17 protein-coding genes are annotated in these 17249 nt (G+C 61.9%); 11 read left to right on the top strand and 6 right to left on the bottom strand.

Annotated elements, in window-relative coordinates; all coding sequences use genetic code 11:
* Positions 1-7 precede the first annotated feature (7 nt).
* The 4 genes from J9892_RS06690 to J9892_RS06675 all read left to right on the top strand — a co-directional run bounded on the left by J9892_RS06690 (position 8) and on the right by J9892_RS06675 (position 1859).
* Positions 8-304 (top strand): DUF3301 domain-containing protein, encoded by a 297-nt coding sequence (locus J9892_RS06690; protein ID WP_039039421.1) that lies wholly within the window; start codon positions 8-10, stop codon positions 302-304.
* A gap of 59 nt (positions 305-363) precedes the next feature.
* Complete coding sequence (locus J9892_RS06685; protein ID WP_039039420.1) at positions 364-600, top strand: DUF2789 domain-containing protein; 237 nt, start codon at positions 364-366, stop codon at positions 598-600.
* Between the two features lie 158 nt (positions 601-758).
* Positions 759-1064: a DNA-binding protein gene (locus J9892_RS06680; protein ID WP_045523590.1), complete on the top strand. Its 306-nt coding sequence runs from the start codon at positions 759-761 to the stop codon at positions 1062-1064.
* Between the two features lie 9 nt (positions 1065-1073).
* Complete coding sequence (locus J9892_RS06675) at positions 1074-1859, top strand: Zn-ribbon-containing protein (RefSeq protein WP_210538111.1); 786 nt, start codon at positions 1074-1076, stop codon at positions 1857-1859.
* Between the two features lie 73 nt (positions 1860-1932).
* Here the strand turns inward: J9892_RS06675 and syd are convergent, their stop codons facing one another.
* The gene (gene syd, locus J9892_RS06670) at positions 1933-2481 is read right to left on the bottom strand and encodes a SecY-interacting protein (RefSeq protein WP_128343641.1); all 549 of its coding nucleotides are present in this window, start codon (positions 2479-2481) and stop codon (positions 1933-1935) included.
* Between the two features lie 105 nt (positions 2482-2586).
* Between syd and queF the strand changes: the two genes are divergently transcribed.
* The 7 genes from queF (at position 2587) to J9892_RS06635 (ending at position 11657) form a co-directional block, all read left to right on the top strand.
* Positions 2587-3435, top strand: a complete 849-nt coding sequence (gene queF / locus J9892_RS06665) for an NADPH-dependent 7-cyano-7-deazaguanine reductase QueF (protein ID WP_010673385.1) — start codon at positions 2587-2589, stop codon at positions 3433-3435.
* Positions 3436-3551: 116 nt separating this feature from the next.
* Complete coding sequence (locus J9892_RS06660) at positions 3552-5822, top strand: hypothetical protein (RefSeq protein ID WP_103858152.1); 2271 nt, start codon at positions 3552-3554, stop codon at positions 5820-5822.
* Between the two features lie 85 nt (positions 5823-5907).
* A complete protein-coding gene (locus J9892_RS06655) occupies positions 5908-7509 on the top strand; it encodes a GGDEF domain-containing protein (RefSeq protein WP_200164418.1) in 1602 nt (533 codons plus the stop codon).
* Between the two features lie 158 nt (positions 7510-7667).
* Positions 7668-9023: a nucleotide 5'-monophosphate nucleosidase PpnN gene (ppnN, locus tag J9892_RS06650; protein WP_010673382.1), complete on the top strand. Its 1356-nt coding sequence runs from the start codon at positions 7668-7670 to the stop codon at positions 9021-9023.
* 122 nt (positions 9024-9145) lie between these two features.
* Positions 9146-9943: a flap endonuclease Xni gene (gene xni, locus J9892_RS06645; RefSeq protein WP_210538110.1), complete on the top strand. Its 798-nt coding sequence runs from the start codon at positions 9146-9148 to the stop codon at positions 9941-9943.
* A 142-nt stretch (positions 9944-10085) separates the two neighbouring features.
* The gene (locus tag J9892_RS06640; RefSeq protein WP_049636264.1) at positions 10086-11093 is read left to right on the top strand and encodes an isocitrate dehydrogenase; all 1008 of its coding nucleotides are present in this window, start codon (positions 10086-10088) and stop codon (positions 11091-11093) included.
* A gap of 120 nt (positions 11094-11213) precedes the next feature.
* The gene (locus J9892_RS06635; protein WP_041211281.1) at positions 11214-11657 is read left to right on the top strand and encodes a hypothetical protein; all 444 of its coding nucleotides are present in this window, start codon (positions 11214-11216) and stop codon (positions 11655-11657) included.
* Positions 11658-11723: 66 nt separating this feature from the next.
* Here J9892_RS06635 and rlmM read toward each other — a convergent pair whose 3' ends face one another.
* The 5 genes from rlmM to J9892_RS06610 form a co-directional block, all read right to left on the bottom strand.
* A complete protein-coding gene (rlmM, locus tag J9892_RS06630) occupies positions 11724-12818 on the bottom strand; it encodes a 23S rRNA (cytidine(2498)-2'-O)-methyltransferase RlmM (RefSeq protein WP_041214679.1) in 1095 nt (364 codons plus the stop codon).
* Entirely contained in the window at positions 12811-13197 is a 387-nt protein-coding gene (locus tag J9892_RS06625; RefSeq protein ID WP_010673377.1) for a DUF423 domain-containing protein, read from the bottom strand. Before J9892_RS06625 ends, rlmM begins: the two co-directional genes overlap by 8 nt.
* 43 nt (positions 13198-13240) lie before the next feature.
* Positions 13241-13876, bottom strand: coding sequence for an alpha/beta fold hydrolase (locus tag J9892_RS06620; protein ID WP_103858148.1), 636 nt, complete (start codon positions 13874-13876; stop codon positions 13241-13243).
* Positions 13877-13888: 12 nt separating this feature from the next.
* Positions 13889-14809, bottom strand: a complete 921-nt coding sequence (locus J9892_RS06615) for a transcriptional regulator GcvA (RefSeq protein ID WP_103858147.1) — start codon at positions 14807-14809, stop codon at positions 13889-13891.
* Positions 14810-15095: 286 nt separating this feature from the next.
* Positions 15096-17231 carry a methyl-accepting chemotaxis protein gene (locus J9892_RS06610; RefSeq protein WP_210538109.1) on the bottom strand — a complete coding sequence of 712 codons (2136 nt, stop codon included), beginning with the start codon at positions 17229-17231 and terminating at the stop codon, positions 15096-15098.
* Positions 17232-17249: the final 18 nt, after the last annotated feature.

Below are 17249 nucleotides of genomic sequence, written 5' to 3'. Positions count from 1 at the left end.
CCCGCTGATGGGAGAAATGCTTGGGATCTTGCTGCTCGGCCTCGTTGGCTGGGCCTTCTGGCAACAGCGCCGCCAGGCGGAGTTGGCTTGGCAATACATGCGCCGCTACTGCCAGCACCACGACCTGCAACTGCTGTCGCTGGCGCGGACACACCGTGCCCTGGGGCACAAGCCCCTGCGCCTGCTCACCTACTACCAGTTCGAGTTCTCCAGCGACGGAGAGAGCCATTATCAGGGGCAGCTCTGCATGCAGGGGCTGCATGTCGCCGGTGTCGAACTGCCACCCCATCGTCTCCCCTCCTAGATTTGAGAGCACGGGGGCTGGCTATACTCTTCCACAGCCCCCTTCCAAGGAGTACCGACATGGAATTGCTCACCCATGACATGGCCGCCCTGTTTGCCCAGCTGGGGCTGGCCAGTGACGACATCAGCCAGCAGCGTTTTATCCGCGACCATCCCATCGATCGCCATACCCAGTTGCCCGACGCGCCGTTCTGGACGCCTTCCCAGGCAGGCTTTCTGCGCGATGCCCTCAGCCACGACGCCGACTGGGCGGAAGCCATCGACCAGCTGGATGTGATGCTGCGCCAGGGGACCTGATCCCCGCACTCCCGGCGGCCAGCGTTGGGTAGACGCGGAGCCGCCAATCCCCTCCCTCTCGCCACCCACGCCCTTCGCTCCGCTTTCCTGATGGACAGGCTTTGATTAAGCTCTGTGCCACTATCCACCCGCAGCAAGACGGCCGTGCAGGAGCCAAGATGTCAGCCCAAGAGATCATCCAGATAGCCAACGAACTCAGTGCCAGGGGGATCACCCCTTCTACCGCCATGGTCAAGGCCCGCCTCAGCCATCCCGTGCCCATGGCCGAGCTGCTCAAGGTGTTGAGCCAGTGGAAGCAACAACCCCAGCCCGCGTCGACAGCGCCCGCCCCCGCCAGTACCCCCGAGGCGCCCCCCTTGGCCACGGAAAGCGTCACTCTTCAGCAACTGAGCGAACAGCTCGCCCGGCTGGAGCAGAAGGTCGATCGCCTCACCGATCTGCTGCTCAACCAGAAGCCGGATTGACCCATCGCCATGTATATCCTCGAACTCACCTTTGAGTGCTACCGCGATACCTCCCTCGGGGAGGCCGAACGGGCCATCGTCCACTACCTCGACATGCTGCGCTATCAGGGTCAGATCCTGGGGCGGGAGTTTCCCACCAGCATGCACGAAGGCTATTTCGTCAGCCGGGTGGTCTGCCCGGAGCAGGACAGCCTGCACCCTGACAACCAGAGCGAGCTGGTCGCCCTTGCCGAGCAAGGTCTGCACCAGGCGGGCCTGCTCGCCCCCAAACTCCACCTGCAAGGGGCGGATCTGCTCTCGGACAGTACGGACCCGTGCGCAGAGCAGGGAGAGCGTCCCAGCTGGATGCTGCTCTACACCAGCTTCCTGCACAGTTGCTCTCCCCTGCGCTGTGGCGATCACTTCGCCCCCATCCCGCTCTATCGGCTGCCCGCCGTCGCCAACGGTGACCACAAGCAGATCATCAAGTGGCAGGAAGATTGGGAGGCCTGCGATCAGTTGCAGATGAACGGCTCCATCGCCGAACACGCCGCCCTGCACGAAATCGGCGAGGTGGGCAGCCGCCTTCATCGCCGGGGCAGCGATCTCGCCAGACGGCTGGAGCTCCTGAGCGGCATCCCCACCTATTACTATCTCTACCGGGTAGGCGGCCTGAGCGCTACCGAAGAGCGGGCTCGCCCCTGCCCTGGCTGTGGTGGCCCATGGGCGCTGGCCGCCCCCCTGCACGAGATCTTCGACTTCAAGTGCGAGCCTTGCAGGCTGGTCTCCAACCTCTCCTGGGACTTCAAGGAGTAGGTGCCCACCGCGCACAATGGCGCATTAAAAAGAGAGGGCCTTGCCAGGTGGCAAGGCCCTCTCTTTTGGAGCATCACTGGGGCAAGGTTTCCAGTCGCGCCAGAAAGGCCGGCAACGAGGGGGCCAGCGTCAGGCGCCGTCCGGAGTCCAGCCACTCCAGCCACACCTGGCCGCTCTCGTTATCGAGGGACACCAGCGTCATCTCGTTGCGGGTCGTGGCAATGAAGAGTGAAGGGGATCGCTTCAACTTGCGCAGCATCAGCAGGTGGCCGATGAGGTTCTCCTTGAGCAGATCCAGATCGGCATCGTTCCACGGCAGGATGAGTTCGATGCGCAGCCCCTTGAAAGAGCAGGGCAGAGGGCGGCTGAACCAGTGGCCAAACAGGGCGATGGCGCTGGGATGCAGGGTCAGCTCCAGGGCGTTCGCCATGGCCGTGAAGTCGGCTGCCTGCTCCCGCTGGAACGGACGCCAGGCGACCCGCCCCTCCCTGGGTTCATCCAGCTCGCAAGGAGAGCGCCAGTCGGCCTCCCAGTCACACAGGGGCAGCCCCCGCCTTCCTTCACCATCGCGCTGCCAGCGTAAAAAGAACTGCTTCAGGGCAGACAGGACTTGATCCGACATCGATATTCCCCACAATAGCGGCCTCTGATGGCCGCAAGTACCTGATCGAAAAATCGGGCCATTGCACCATCAAACCCCTTATCAGACAAGCGTGAGCAAACCAGCATGAGCAAACAAGAGAGATACGCCGGCGCCAGTGCGCTGCAAGGCCTGAGCCTGGGGCAGCAGTCCGCCTACATCAGCCAGTACACCCCGAGTCTGCTGCAGCCCGTGCCACGCAGCCTGAACCGCGACGATCTTGGCCTGAGAGGTGAACTGCCCTTCCAGGGGTGCGACGTCTGGACCCTGTATGAACTCTCCTGGCTCAATGCCAAAGGCAAGCCCGTGGTTGCCATCGGGGAGGTCTTTGTGCCTGCTACCAGCCCGAATCTCATCGAGTCCAAGTCGTTCAAGCTTTACCTGAACTCCTTCAACCAGACCCGCTGCGACTCCCTGGAGGCGGTGCAGGCGCTGCTGGTTCAGGACCTGAGTGGCTGCGCTGGTGCCCCGGTGAGCGTCACCCTCTTCACCCTCGACCAGGCCCCCCACCAGATAGCCCAGCTGCCCGGTGAGTGCATCGACAGCCTGGATATCGAGGTGGACGGCTACGAGTTTGACGAGACCCTGCTGCAAGGGGCCGCCGGTCGCGAGATCGTGGAGGAGACCCTGCACAGCCACCTGCTCAAGTCCAACTGCCTGGTGACCAGCCAGCCGGACTGGGGATCCGTGGTGATCCACTATCGCGGCCCGCGTCTCGACCGGGAGAAGCTGTTGCGCTACCTCATCTCGTTCCGCCAGCACAACGAGTTCCACGAGCAGTGCATCGAGCGCATCTTTACCGATCTCAAGCACTTCTGCGCCCCGGAACAACTGACCGTCCATGCCCGTTACACCCGCCGCGGCGGCCTGGACATCAACCCCTTCCGCAGCGACTGGGAGCCGGTTCCAGCGAACCTGCGCCTCATTCGCCAGTAATCACCGGCGCCACCATCCTGCGGGCTGCGGCCCGCTGCGCATCACCTCAGTAAACTCTGGACGGGCGGGGGTGGGCTTGGATAACATGCCTGCACCTCCGTGCCGTTCTTAATCCAATGAATCAACTGTTTTTTCTGGCAATGATGATGTCCTCCCTGTCGGCTCCTGATCTGGATCTGGCCAAGGAGCAGTTGTCCATCGACCTGCAGCAGGCCCAGACCCTGGTGCTGACCGATCCCGCCAGATGTGCCCAGATTGCCACCTCCTTCCTCGAACGCACGGCCAACAATCCCAAGCAGATCATCAGCAACCGTCAGGAGTACGGCTATCGCGAGCCGATGCTGAACTACGGTACCGCCACCCAGACCACGGGCGCCTATCTGCTCAAGGGGGAGTGTCTGCAGCAGCTAGGGCAGTTCGCCCAGGCACAGGAGTCCTTCGAGCAGGGCATCGCCATGGCCGAGAAAGAGCAGCAGTTCGAGCTGCAGGCCCATGGGCTCTATCTGCTGGTTCGAAGCCGCAACCTGCAACAGCATACCCATGGCGCCGCGGCCCCCCTGCTCGACAAACTCGACAAACTGCTGGCCAATCCCGACCTCAAGGAGAGCCAGTTGCAGGTCTACAGCCGCTTGCTGCGCGTCAACGCCAGCATAGAGGAGCGGCAATTCGATCTCGCCAAACAGCAGCTGGCCGAGACCCGCAAATGGGCGGATCACGCCAAACAGCCTCTGGCCAGGGCCTGGACCAGCGCCGTGGGCGGGGATCTCTATCAGGCTCTGGGTCAGCCCCAGCTTGCACTGGGGGAGTACATCGAAGCACAACAGCAAGCCAAGCCCCTGCAGGATCCCCTCTTCCTCGGCCTGCTCTCGAACCAGATGGTCAGCCTCTATCAGGAAGAGCAGGAGCCACAAAAAGCGCTGCAATACGCCAGCGAGGCGGCCAACTATTTTCATGCCCTCGGCAATTCCTCCATGCTGAGCGACGCCCTGATCGTGCTCGCCCGCCTCAACCGGGATCAGGGCGAGATGAACATGGCGCTGGTCTATTTCTTCAATGCCCTCGACCTGCTGGACGAGAGCAGCAACCGTACCCGCATCGCCCACCTCAAGTTCGAGATAGGCAAAACCTACCTGCAGACCGGCAATCTCAACCTGGCGCGAAACTACCTGAACGCCGCACGCCAGTCCCATGAGCTGGGGGATGACAAGGAGTCGCTCATCGACACCCTGCTGTTGCTGGGAGAGCTGCACCTCAAGCAGCAGGAGGCAGGCATCGCCATCCTGCAGTTGGAGAACGCTCTCACCCTGGCCAACCGGATTGGGGACATCCGGCGCCAATTCGAGATCTTCCGCCTGCTCTCCGTCGCCTATGAGCAGAAGGGTTACCTCCAGCAGGCCCTGGAGAGCTACAAGAATTACCACCAGCGCAGCGAACTGGTTCGCCAGCAGCAGCTGGCGCTGGAGCAGGAGGCGGTGCGCGACAACTACGCCCAGGTGGAGCGGGTGCAACAGGTCAAGGAGCTGGAACAGCAACTCGACGCCAGCCAGCACCAGCAGGAGCGATACCTCTGGACCAGCGTCAGCACCGGGCTGCTGCTGGCACTCTTCATCTATCTGTTCTTCACCCTCTGGCTGAAACTGCGGGTCGCACGCCTTCATGCCAAACAGCTGGGAGAAGCCCTGCTGGTAGAGCCGCGCAGCGGCCTGGCCAACTGGCAGCGACTGATGAGTCGCTGGCCGCGGGAGATGGCCAAGCGCCAGCAAAAATCCGAGCGCTGGTACCTGAGCGAACGCCCCACCAGCGAATTTGACGACAAGCTGCACTACCTGCTGTTCCGGGTTCCCTTCCTGATCAACAGTCTGGAACAGCACGGCTATCAGGTCAGCCGCGAGATAGAGCAGGCCTTCGGCCGCTACGTCAACGAACTGACCCCGCAGGATGGCCGCATCTACGACCTGCGCGAAGGCCACCTGCTCTATGTGGTGCCCCAGCGCCACGTGGCCCAGTTGCATCAGCTGGCCCAGACCCTGCTCGACACCCTGGCAGCCTTCCCCTGCGAGCACCCGCTGGACAGGCGCATCAGCCTCGGCATCGTCAGTCATCCCTTCCTGCCCAAGGCGGCCATGGCCCTCGATCACCACGGCCTGTTCGATCTCTGCTACCTGGCCCTCTCGGGTGCCATTCAGCTCAGCGAAAAATGCCAGCAGAGCGTCTGGCTTGAGCTGGCTGCCATCGATTGCCAGCAGGCCGCATTTTTTAACGGAGATGTGTGGCAATGCTGCTTGATGGCAATTGACAAGGGACTGGTAAAAGTAAATTCTTCTCATGAAAAGCAATGGGTTAACTGGCTTGCGCTTTCACGGACGAAGGTTGCGGACAATCCGTGACAAAAAGGTACTCAACGGGGTCTTTGATTGGCTTTCTGTTGCTGGACGAAACAAAAACGATAATGACAACAGGGCGACCTGAAGAATGAATGATATGGCTGCCGTAACAGGACAACTGGCAAGACTCAGGGAATCCCTCCAGCAGAAACAGCAGGAGCTTGACGGCATGGCGAGCTTCTCCGATGCCGAACGCACCCGCAGTATCCAGTTCATCGGCAAGCTGATGCAAGCCTGTCGCGGCCACGATCGCGAGCTCGACAACCGGCTCGCCAAGCTCAAGCAGAAACTTGAAGGCAACCCTCCGCTCACCTCCATCGATGCCGATCTGATCGCCATCGAGAAGCTGTTGCAGCAGCACAGCCACACCATGGAAGAGTCCATCAGCCTGACCCGGGCAGCCATCGATCTCGGCAGCAAACAGCTCAAAACCATCAAGGGGTTTCCGGAAGATACCCGCCGCGCCCTCAAGGATTTTCTCGCCAGCCCGGAGAGTTACGGCATCGGCGATCACCAGAAGAAGGTGATCCGGCTGCTGGAGTTCTACCAGCAGGCGATCAAGATCCAGCTGCTGCCGCGCAAGCCGCTGATCCCCCCTTCGGCGGAGATCCCCACCGAGCTCTCCAGCCCGGCCCCTACCGACTCCTTTGACATCAAGGCACATGCCCAGATTTCAGACGAGTTGCAGCGTCTCATCACCGAGCTCGACTTTGCCGGCGCCGTGGGCGAGAGCCTCGCAGACATCCGCCGCCAGTTGCTCGGGGGCATCACCCCTGCCCTGCTGGCCGAAGTCTGCCTGCAGATCATCGAGCTCATCATCGAGGGTACCCGGGAAGAGCGCAAAGCCTCCCAGGCGTTTCTCAGCACCCTGAACGAGAGTCTCTCCTCGGTCCATTACAGCTTTACCGAATCCCTGGATGAAGGGCGGGCGCTGCAAAATGCCGCCCATCTCAGCGGACAGGCGCTGGAGCGGGAACTCGCCGCCATCGATCGCGCCATGGCAGCCCATGACTCGCCACAGATACTCAGGGGCGCCATTTCTGGGCATCTGGACACCATCCGCCGGCTGCAGCAGGAGCGGGAGGAGATGGCCAACCGCGAGCGCCACCTGCTCACCCACCTCTCCAACATGGAAGCCAAGCTCAGGTTGATGAAGGACGAGACCGCCGAGTACAAGAAGCGGCTCACCATCCAGAAACACAAGCTCTTCCTCGACAGCCTGACCCAGGTACACAACCGGGCGGCCCTGGACGAGCGGCTCGAGCTCGAATACAAACGCTGGCTACGCTATGGCACCCCCCTGTGCCTGGCCATCATCGACATCGACCACTTCAAGCACATCAATGACAATTACGGCCACATGGCCGGCGACAAGGCATTGAAGGTGGTTGCCAAGGCCCTGCAGAACGCCTTGCGCGACACCGACTTCATCGCCCGCTTTGGCGGTGAGGAGTTCGTGGTCCTGCTGCCGAACATCAATCCGGACAAGTACCAGAAGCCGCTGGAGAACCTGCGTCAGACCATCAAGAGCATCCCGTTCCGCTTTCGCGATGCCAGGGTCGAGATCACCATCTCCATCGGTGCCACCCTGTTTCGGACCGGCGACCATACCACGGATGCGTTCGAGCGCGCCGACAAGGCGCTTTACAGTTCCAAGCACTCCGGCCGGGATCAGGTCAATCTCGCCTGAATCCGCTTTGAGGGGCGGCTAAAAAAGCGGCAAACGCACAGTCCCCCTATTCCCCTGCCCACCCCCTTGCCTCTACTATCGAACCCGAGGGATGCCAAAGCATCCCGTTTTCTCCCCAGGGAAAGCACAACGATAACAAGCGAGTGAAAGGGGAAATTATGATTACACACATCAATCCCGTGGGCAGCATGGACCTGCTGTCCCAGCTCGAGGTGGATCGCCTCAAGCAGACGGCCTCCAGCGATATCTATCAACTGTTTCGCAACTGCTCGCTGGCGGTCCTCAACTCCGGCAGCCATACCGACAGTTCCAAAGAGATACTGGAACGTTTCAAATCCTTCGATATTCACGTGATCCGGCGCGAGCGCGGGGTCAAGCTCGAGCTGTTCAACGCCCCCGAGCACGCCTTCGTCGACGGCGAGATCATCCGCGGCATCCAGGAGCACCTGTTCTCCGTGCTGCGGGACATTCTCTATGTGTCGACCCAGCTCGAGTCCAATCGTCTGGTCAACCTGACCAGCTCCACCCATATCTCCAACGTGGTGTTCGCCATCCTGCGCAACGCCAAGGCGATCCTGCCCGGCGCTGATCCCAACCTGGTGGTCTGCTGGGGCGGCCACTCCATCAACGAGGTGGAATACCAGTACACCCGGGCGGTGGGTAGCGAGCTGGGTCTGCGCGAGCTCAACATCTGTACCGGCTGCGGTCCGGGTGCCATGGAGGGCCCCATGAAGGGGGCCGCCGTCGGCCACGCCAAGCAGCGGGTGCGCAACGGCCGTTACATCGGTCTCACCGAGCCTTCCATCATCGCCGCCGAACCGCCGAACCCCATCGTCAACGAGCTGGTGATCCTGCCGGACATCGAGAAGCGGCTGGAAGCCTTCGTGCGTCTGGGTCACGGCATCATCATCTTCCCGGGCGGGGTCGGAACTGCCGAGGAGCTGCTCTACCTGCTCGGCATCATGATGCACCCGGCCAACGATCGCCAACCCATCCCCATCGTGCTGACCGGCCCGAAAGAAAGTGCCGACTACTTCCGCGCCATCGACGACTTCGTCAAGGCGACCCTGGGGGAAGCCGCCACCAGTCTCTACCGGATCATCATCGGCGATGCGCCCGAGGTGGCCCGCGTGATGAAGGAGGCGATGCCGAAGATCCGCGAATACCGCAAGTCGGTGGGAGATGCCTACTCCTTCAACTGGTCCCTGCGGATCGAGCCCGAGTTCCAGCTGCCGTTCGAGCCGGATCACGCCAGCATGGCCAGCCTGGATCTGCATCGCAACCAGCCGCCCCAGCTGCTGGCAGCCAACCTGCGCCGCGCCTTCTCAGGCATCGTCGCAGGCAACGTCAAGGAAGGGGGCATCAGGGCCATCGAGAAGAAGGGTCCCTTCAAGCTGCACGGCGACAAGGAGCTGATGCACCTGATGGACAGGTTGCTGGAAAGCTTCGTCAAGCAGCAGCGCATGAAGCTGCCGGGCAGCCAGTACGTTCCCTGCTACGAGATAGTCAAATAGTCGGGACACCACAATGCACCGGAGGGGCCCATGGGCCCCTCTTTCATTGACTGGTCTTCTATGGGGTTAGCAGGAGACGCCACCATTGTTACAATGACACTCCCCGACGCCCGGAGTGCCCCATGCCACACCTGCTCATCATCGATGCCCTCAACCTCATCCGCCGACTGCACGCGGTGCAGAGCCAGCAGGGACTGACCCCGGCCCAGGCCCTGCTCGCCACCCGTGCCAACCTCATCAACACCAGCAAGAAGCTCCTGGCGGCCAGCGAGCCGACCCACGCCATCGCGGTCTTTGACGGTGAGGTCCACAGCTGGCGCAAGACGCTCTATCCCCCCTACAAGGAGGGCCGCACCCCCATGCCGGATGAGCTGAGGGAAGGGCTTGCCGACCTGCAGGACGCCTTCTGGGAGTGCGGTGTGGATGCCCTGCTCTCCCAGACCGACGAGGCGGACGATCTCATCGCCACCCTGGCAAGCGGCATTGCCCAGCACGGCGCCAGCGCCACCATCATCTCCACCGACAAGGGGTTCTGCCAGCTCATCTGCCCGCAGATCCGGGTGCGGGATTACTTCAACAAACGCTGGCTGGATGCCGCCTTCGTCCAGCAGCAGTACGGCGTTACACCGACCCAGCTTGTGGACTTCTGGGCCCTGACCGGTATCAGCGGCTCCAACATCAAGGGGGTGCCCGGCATTGGCCCCAAGACCGCCACCCAGTTGCTGCAGCAATACGGGGACCTGGCTGCCATGCTGGAGGCCTGTGAGCGGGAGGAGGCCACCAGACCCCTGCTCAAGCTGCGTCAGCACCGGGAAGAGGCCCTGCTGGCCCAACGCCTGGTCCGGCTGCTGCACGATATCCCGCTCGGGTTCAACCTGCGGGAGATCCGCTACCCTCCCGTCCCTGATGCCGGGGCGTGATCCCCAGCACACCATTTCCCAAGACAGGCCGTACCTGTTGACATAAATGGGTAAAATGTAAAGAAACATGGAGGATGTGGTGCAAAAATGGTATAAAGCCGACGAATCCTCCCCCTCTGTTCCCTAGAAGTGGATACGCCTCATGTCAAAAAGAAAGATTACCGTCATCCCGGGCGACGGCATCGGCCCCAGCATCATCGAATCCGCCATCCAGATCCTGACCCACGCGGGTTGTGACTTCGACTACGAATACGCAGATGCCGGTCTGGTAGCCCTGGAAAAACATGGCGAGCTGCTGCCCCAGGCCACCCTCGACCTGATCGAGAAGAACAAGGTCAGCCTGAAAGGCCCGCTCACCACTCCGGTCGGCGGCGGCTTCACCTCCATCAACGTCTCCCTGCGCAAGAAGTTCAATCTCTACGCCAACGTGCGCCCCGTCCTCTCCTTCAAGGGCACCAAGAGCCGTTACGACAACATCGACATCATCACGGTGCGCGAGAACACCGAAGGCATGTACTCCGGTGCTGGCCAGAAGCGCAGCGATGACAACCAGAGCGCCGAGGCGATGAGCATCATCACCCGGGAAGGGGCCGAGCGCATCGTCACCTTCGCCTTCGAGCTGGCGCGCCAGGAAGGACGCAAGAAGGTCACCATCATCCACAAGGCCAACATCCTCAAGTCCACCTCCGGCCTGTTCCTGGAAGTGGCCCGTCAGGTCGCGGCCCGCTACCCGGACATCCAGAACGAGGAGATGATCGTCGACGCCGCCTGCATGAACCTGGTGATGTACCCGGAGCGCTTCGATGTGATGGTCACCACCAACCTGTTCGGCGACATTCTCTCGGATCTCTGTGCCGGTCTGGTGGGGGGGCTGGGCATGGCGCCGGGCGCCAACATCGGTGAAGGGGCCGCCATCTTCGAAGCGGTGCACGGCTCTGCGCCGGACATCGCCGGCAAGAACATCGCCAACCCCACCTCGGTGATCCTCGCCTCCATCCAGATGCTGGAATATCTCGGCATGCAGGACAAGGCGGAGCGCATTCGCGAGGCCGTGCGGACGACCATCGAGTCCGGCGATCGGGTGACCCGTGACCTGGGGGGCACAGCGTCCACCAGCGAATTCACCCAGGCCATCATCGACCGTCTATAAATAGAATCCAACCATATGATTTTAAAAGGGAGCTTCGGCTCCCTTTGTTTTATGCCAACGCCTCCCTACCTCCCACGCCAGATGAATACTATGTTGATATGAGGGATAAGGAGATCCACCATGCGTGCTACTTTCATCTTGCTGATTGTCAGCAGCAGTGCCACGGCATTAGACAGGCCAGTCGACAATGCCTGGTTGACGCCGCCCCCCCAGCACGAGGCGCCAGCCAAGCAGACCTGGCAATCCACCCTGGATACCAACGATCTGCTCAAACAGCCCAAGCCGCTCTCTCTGGGGGTGGATATCACCACCGACAGCAACGGCAATCGGCAGGTCACCCCCTATCAGAAGCTGAACCTCACGGCAGAGAAGAGCGTCAGCCTCTCCTTCGAAAAGCAAAAGCCCAGGATCAAGTTCAACGCTGGTGGCATCAACACCTCTGTCAAGCTTCGCGGGGATGGCGTCAAGATGCAGTTCAACCCCAGTGACAAGACCATTCCCCTGCAAATTGAGCTGAAGATCACCGACGACGAGTCCATGATGCGTCTGGACTACCGCTTCTGATGACCCAGACACAAAAAAACCGGACGTCGCCGTCCGGTTTTTTCATGCCCTGTTCCCGATGCTGCTTCAGGACTTGGGGGACAGCTTGGAGACCCAGAACTTGTTGTAAACGTGCACCGTGATCTCTTCGCGATCGTGATAGAGCTGTTTGGCCTGAATGATGAAACCGCCGTCGATGTCGGCCAGCAGTCCGCGCAGCACCTCGATGTTGTGCACCGCCTCGGCGTAGCGCTTCTTCATCGGCAGCTTGAGGTTGAACATGGCTTCCTGACAGTCGTTCTCCCTGAACCAGTCGGCCACCATGTGGGTCACTCGCGCCGGTTTGTCCACCATGTCGCACACCAGCCAGTAGGTATTCTTCTTGCTCGGCCGCCACACGAAACCATCGTCACGGATGTGCTTCACCTGACCTGTGTCCATCAGGGATTGGGCCATCATGCCGTTGTCCACCGCCGTCACCATCATGCCGCGACGCACCAGCTGATAGGTCCAGCCACCCGGGCAGGCGCCAAGATCCACGGCCTTCAGGCCGGAGCACAGGCGCAAGTCCCACTCTTCCTTCGGCACGAAGACGTAGAACGCCTCTTCCAGCTTGAGGCTGGAGCGGCTCGGGGCATCGGCCGGGAAGCGCAGGCGCGGGATCCCCATGTGGAAGGCGGAGTTGTTGAAGGAGTAGGAGTACCCCAGCATCAGGTGGTCATTGGCCAGGAAGAAGGCGTGGAACACGGGACGGTTCGGGGTCTCCTTCTTGGTCAGGATCTCGTTGCTGCGCAGCGCCTGGCGAAGCGGCACGGTGAACTTGCGGCAGAAGGCGGAGAGCTCCTTCGCCTCGTTGGTATCGGCCGTCTCCACCCGCAGATCCCCGCAGATGGCGTAACCGCTCGCCGCCTCCAGGATGGGAGAGACCCGATCGCTTATTTCCAGATCTTTCAGCTCGTGGGTCACCACCAGCATCTGGCGAATGAAGATGAGCTCGCGGAACGGCAACTTGCGCGCCAGCAGATCGGCCTGCTCCTCGTCATACAACTCGAAGATCACATAGCCGCTGTCGTCCTTGACCCGGGCAAAGCCGTAGCACTGCATGTTGCCGGCACGCTCGGTGATCTCTGCCGCCGCCTCTTTCTCAAAACCCGGGCGGCAATAAAGCAGCAGATTATTCATTCTTTCCTCCAAGACGACAGCCGGCCCACATCAGAGCCGCCCATCCCAACATAAAACAGAGGCCACCGGCCGGGGTGATGAGCCCCAGCCCCTTGCTGCCAAGCAGCACCATGGCGTAAATACTGCCGGAGAATCCCAGGATCCCCAGCACAAAGACGGCGCCCGCGAAGGTGATCACCTTGCCGCGCACGCCGCACAGCCCCAGCACCAGCAGGGCCAGGGCGTGGAAAAACTGGTATTGCACGGCGGTGTTGAACGCCGCCAGCAACGAAGGAGCAATGCCGGTCGCCGCCAGCCCGTGAGCGCCGTAGGCCCCGAGCATGGTGGCCGTCAGGCCGAAGAAGCCCGCCAGCACCAGCCAATGTCGTTGGATCTGCATCTTCTCTCCTTGCACGCTTCTTCTCTCGACCCGCTCGAGATGGTCAGGAGCGGCCCACCGCCGCGATAAAACCCTTGATCCGCTCCGCAGCCAGGCGCAGGTTCTCCTGCTCGCTCATACCGCTCGCCTTTCTCGGTTTGAAACCATGATCCCCGTCGGTCAGCCAGTGGACCGATACGGCGGGTGAGAAGGGGAAATCGGCCAGCTCGGCGCGGGAACCGAAGGTATCGCGCTCCCCCTGCAGCAGCAGCGTGGGCGTCGTGATCAGCTTGAGCACCTCGCCCCGCCATGCGTCGGGCTTGGCCGGGGGGTGGAAAGGATACCCGAGAACGATCAATCCTGCAGCATCCATCTCGTCGCCCCCCTCGCAAAACAGCTCGGCCGCCATCCTTCCCCCCATGGACTTGCCCGCCAGAAACAGCCGGGGATGGGCAAACTGGCGCACCATCTCGCGCCAGTGAGCCAGCAGCACGGGTTGTCTGTCCGGCGGCCTGCGTTTGCCGTCCTGAGCCCGTTTGGTCATATAGGGGAAGTTGAAGCGCACCACCTCGATCTCCGGCCCCGCCAACAGTCGCGACAACTCGGCCAGGAAGCGGTGCTCCATGCCCGCCCCCGCGCCGTGGGCCAGCAGAATGCGAACGGGGGCGTCACTCGCCCCCTCTCTTGTCAGGTCAGTCACCAGGTCAACTCCTCAGGCATCGGCAAGGCGGGCACTCCTGCGGGCCTCTTCCTGCTCCACCAGTTCCAGCATCCAGTCACGGAAGGCCACTATCTTGCCCTGATCGGACTGCTGCTCCTGACACACCAGATAGAAAGCGTTCTTGCTCACCAGCACCTGTTCGAACGGGCAGATGAGACGACCCGCCTCTATCTCCGGCTGGGCCAGCACGCTGTGGCCGAGCGCCACCCCCTGACCGTGGATCGCCGCCTGGATCACCATGGTGGAGTGGCTGAAGATGGGCCCCTGATTCACATTGGGCGCGTCGATGTCGAGCTGGCGGAACCAGGCCTTCCAGTCGCGCCGGGAGGTGTCGTGCAGCAGGGTGTGACGGGTCAGATCGTCCGGGGTGCGCAGGGGCTTGGGGCCGGTCAGCAGCAGGGGCGAGCAGACCGGGATCAGGTACTCGGTGTGCAGCTTGTCCGAACGAAGACCCGGCCAGTTGCCGCGGCCGTAGTAGATGGCCACGTCCACGTCGTCGGTCAGCGACCCCTCGTCCATGTCCACCGCCTTGATCCGCACATCGATGTCCGGGTGGCGTTCGCTGAACTTGACCAGGCGGGGCACCAGCCACTGGATGGCGAAGCTCGGCTGCAGGGAGACGGTGAGCGCCCCCTTGGCGCTGCGGGCCAGCAGCTTGTCGGTCGCCTCGGAGATGGAGGCGAAGATGTCCTTGATGTCGAGGAAGTAGCTCTGCCCCTCCTCGGTCAGTAGCAGGGAGCGATTCTTGCGGCGAAACAGCTTGATGCCGAGATACTCCTCCAGCGCCTTGATCTGGTGGCTGATGGCTGCCTGGGTCACGAACAGCTCTTCTGCTGCGCGGGTAAAGCTCAAGTGACGAGCCGCGGCTTCAAACGCTTTCAGTGCATTGAGCGGAGGTAAACGACGAGACATGGAATCGGCCGACGATGAATTTTTCTAATGGGGCGCATTATAAATTGTCGGTTGCGGGTCGACCAGTGAATAAACATAATTCGCCACGCAATTCGTTGTCATATGGCTCACACCTTCTCTTCCATGTTGGTTTACATGTGGTTTTTGTGAGTGAGTCGACAGTGATTGTGGTGTTGTGTTTCTTCCTCTGCGGGAAGAAGGGCTAAATCAGGTCGATTTAACCCAGTCTGTCATCTGAATGTGTTTGGCGCCTCCGGTTGGATGGCGCCTTTTTTCTTATCCTCCCCTACACCCGGAACTGGCCCACCAGTTGCTGCTGCTTGTCCGCCAGTTGCGACAGCTCGCGCCCGTTGTCAGCGGAGGTCGCCGCTTCCGCCCGAATGGTATGGCTCACATCGCGAATGTTGCTGACGTTGCGATTGATCTCGTCCGCCACTCCGCTCTGCTCCTGCGCGGCCCTCGCGATCTGCTCGTTCATCTGGTGGATGGTGCCGACAGCCTGGATGATCTGCTCCAGCACGCTGACCGACTGCTCCACCTTGGTGAGGGTCAGATCCGCCTGGTGATGGCCGGTCAGGATCGCCTTCACCACCGCCTCCGTCCCCGACTGCAACTGGCCGATGAGGTTCTGGATCTCGACGATGGCGTTCTGGGTTCGGCCCGCCAGGTTGCGCACCTCGTCGGCGACCACCGCAAAACCGCGCCCCTGCTCACCGGCTCGGGCCGCCTCGATGGCCGCGTTCAGGGCAAGCAGGTTGGTCTGCTCGGCAATCCCCTGGATCACCACCAGGATGTCGTTGATGTTGTCGCTGTTGGCGGAGAGGTGTTCCACCACTGGTTTGGCATCGCTTATCACCGTCATCAGTCTGGACATGGCCTCCTGGGTCTGCGCCACCACGGACTTGCCCTCCTGGGCCGCCGTGTCGGCCTCATCGGCCGCCGCCACCGCCGCATTGGCATTACCGGCGACCTGCAGGGCGGTGGCGCTCAACTCTTCAAACGCGGTCGCCACCAGATCCACCTCCTGATACTGGGACTGCATGCCGGCGCTGGTACGGGCTGCCCCTTGCGCCGCCAGGGCCGCACTGGCCCGAGTGCCCGCAACGGTGTCGATCACCTGGCTGATGGTGGATTGCAGCTTGTCCAGAAACTTGTTGAACCACTTGGCCAGCTCGCCTATCTCGTCATCCCTGCGCAGATCGATGCGCTGGGTGAGATCCCCCTCCCCGCTGGCGATGTCCTTGAGGCGTGCCACCACGGCGCGGATGGGCGCCACGATGCGCTGGGCCATCAGCCAGATGCAGAGCAGGGCGAGCGCCGAAATCCCGCCACCTATGGTGAGCTGGGTGGCCACGCTGCGCTGGGCCTGATCCTCAAGCTCCCCTTGCAGTTGCAGGGCCGAGGCGAGCACCACGGCGCGGGGCAGCTCGATATAGGTGCCCCACTTGCGATCCGTACCGCGCATGCTGACCGGCACGAAGGTCTGCAACAGTGCGCCATCCGGGCTCCAGCGCGTCACCACATCTCCCTTGGTCAGCCACCCCTTGAGATCCTGCGCCAGCCCTTGCTGCTCCAGCAGATTGCCAAGGGCGACCGGGAACCCTTCCACGCCGGCCACCCGCCCTTCACTGCTGAGCAGAAGCACCTTGCCCTGCCCCTTGTAGAGGGTCCGGCCCATCTCTTCCACCAGGCTCTGCAGGGTCCCCAGGGAGATGTCGACCCCCACCATGCCAAGCAGGGAGCCCTGGTCCAGCAGCGGCACGGTTACCGAGGTCATCAACACCTGCTGGGTCCCCACCTCGTCCACATAGGGTTCGAGCAGACAGAGCGCCTTGCTGCGGATGCTGCAACTGTACCAGTCGTTCTCAAGGCCGCCGTGTCCGGAGGGCTTGTCGTTGGCCAGTATCGCCTCGTCCATCACCTCCAGGGTCACCTTGCCATCGACCCTGGCCCAATAGCTGGAAAAACGCCCCTTGTCGTTGGCGCCGAGCGCCGTCGACCCCTGATAGTTGTCATCCTCCCCGTCGAGCTGGTTGGGTTCGAATACCGCATAGACACCGAGCAGGTTCGCTGACGACTCCGCCGCATCCTGCAACTGCTGGTTGACGGCATTGCGCAGCGCCTCGGAGTGAACGAAGTTGTCGGCCGCGTTCTTGCGCTGGAACAAGATACCCTCGGCAAGCAGGGTCGCCCTGAAGTAAGCCTCATCGAGGTAGCTGGTCACCCGGGCTGCCTGGGTCGCTCCCATGGCCTGCATCCAGTTTTCTGCCGCGTGCTGCCCCTCCAGGGTGGTGGAGGTGAGCACCTGCTCCTGCATGCGGGCCGCGTTGAAAAGAGAAGAAGCCACCAGCGCGACGGCACTGGCCAGCAGACAGCAACCGGCGATCAGGGTGATCCGTCCCTGAACAGAAAGAGAACTCATGCCACTATTTCCTAACGT

The organism is Aeromonas sp. Prich7-2 (assembly GCF_017939255.1).
Lineage (GTDB): Bacteria > Pseudomonadota > Gammaproteobacteria > Enterobacterales > Aeromonadaceae > Aeromonas > Aeromonas caviae.
The sequence above is the reverse complement of the archived record's forward strand: the minus strand, read 5'-3'. Positions and strand labels throughout refer to the sequence as shown.

Excerpts from the sequence above, each read along its gene's own strand:
- J9892_RS06690 (WP_039039421.1), top strand. The coding sequence starts at position 8 with ATGGGAGAAATGCTTGGGATCTTGCTGCTCGGCCTCGTTGGCTGGGCC.
- J9892_RS06685 (WP_039039420.1), top strand. The coding sequence starts at position 364 with ATGGAATTGCTCACCCATGACATGGCCGCCCTGTTTGCCCAGCTGGGG.
- J9892_RS06680 (WP_045523590.1), top strand. The coding sequence starts at position 759 with ATGTCAGCCCAAGAGATCATCCAGATAGCCAACGAACTCAGTGCCAGG.
- J9892_RS06675 (WP_210538111.1), top strand. The coding sequence starts at position 1,074 with ATGTATATCCTCGAACTCACCTTTGAGTGCTACCGCGATACCTCCCTC.
- syd (WP_128343641.1), bottom strand. The coding sequence starts at position 2,481 with ATGTCGGATCAAGTCCTGTCTGCCCTGAAGCAGTTCTTTTTACGCTGG.
- queF (WP_010673385.1), top strand. The coding sequence starts at position 2,587 with ATGAGCAAACAAGAGAGATACGCCGGCGCCAGTGCGCTGCAAGGCCTG.
- J9892_RS06660 (WP_103858152.1), top strand. The coding sequence starts at position 3,552 with ATGAATCAACTGTTTTTTCTGGCAATGATGATGTCCTCCCTGTCGGCT.
- J9892_RS06655 (WP_200164418.1), top strand. The coding sequence starts at position 5,908 with ATGAATGATATGGCTGCCGTAACAGGACAACTGGCAAGACTCAGGGAA.
- ppnN (WP_010673382.1), top strand. The coding sequence starts at position 7,668 with ATGATTACACACATCAATCCCGTGGGCAGCATGGACCTGCTGTCCCAG.
- xni (WP_210538110.1), top strand. The coding sequence starts at position 9,146 with ATGCCACACCTGCTCATCATCGATGCCCTCAACCTCATCCGCCGACTG.
- J9892_RS06640 (WP_049636264.1), top strand. The coding sequence starts at position 10,086 with ATGTCAAAAAGAAAGATTACCGTCATCCCGGGCGACGGCATCGGCCCC.
- J9892_RS06635 (WP_041211281.1), top strand. The coding sequence starts at position 11,214 with ATGCGTGCTACTTTCATCTTGCTGATTGTCAGCAGCAGTGCCACGGCA.
- rlmM (WP_041214679.1), bottom strand. The coding sequence starts at position 12,818 with ATGAATAATCTGCTGCTTTATTGCCGCCCGGGTTTTGAGAAAGAGGCG.
- J9892_RS06625 (WP_010673377.1), bottom strand. The coding sequence starts at position 13,197 with ATGCAGATCCAACGACATTGGCTGGTGCTGGCGGGCTTCTTCGGCCTG.
- J9892_RS06615 (WP_103858147.1), bottom strand. The coding sequence starts at position 14,809 with ATGTCTCGTCGTTTACCTCCGCTCAATGCACTGAAAGCGTTTGAAGCC.
- J9892_RS06610 (WP_210538109.1), bottom strand. The coding sequence starts at position 17,231 with ATGAGTTCTCTTTCTGTTCAGGGACGGATCACCCTGATCGCCGGTTGC.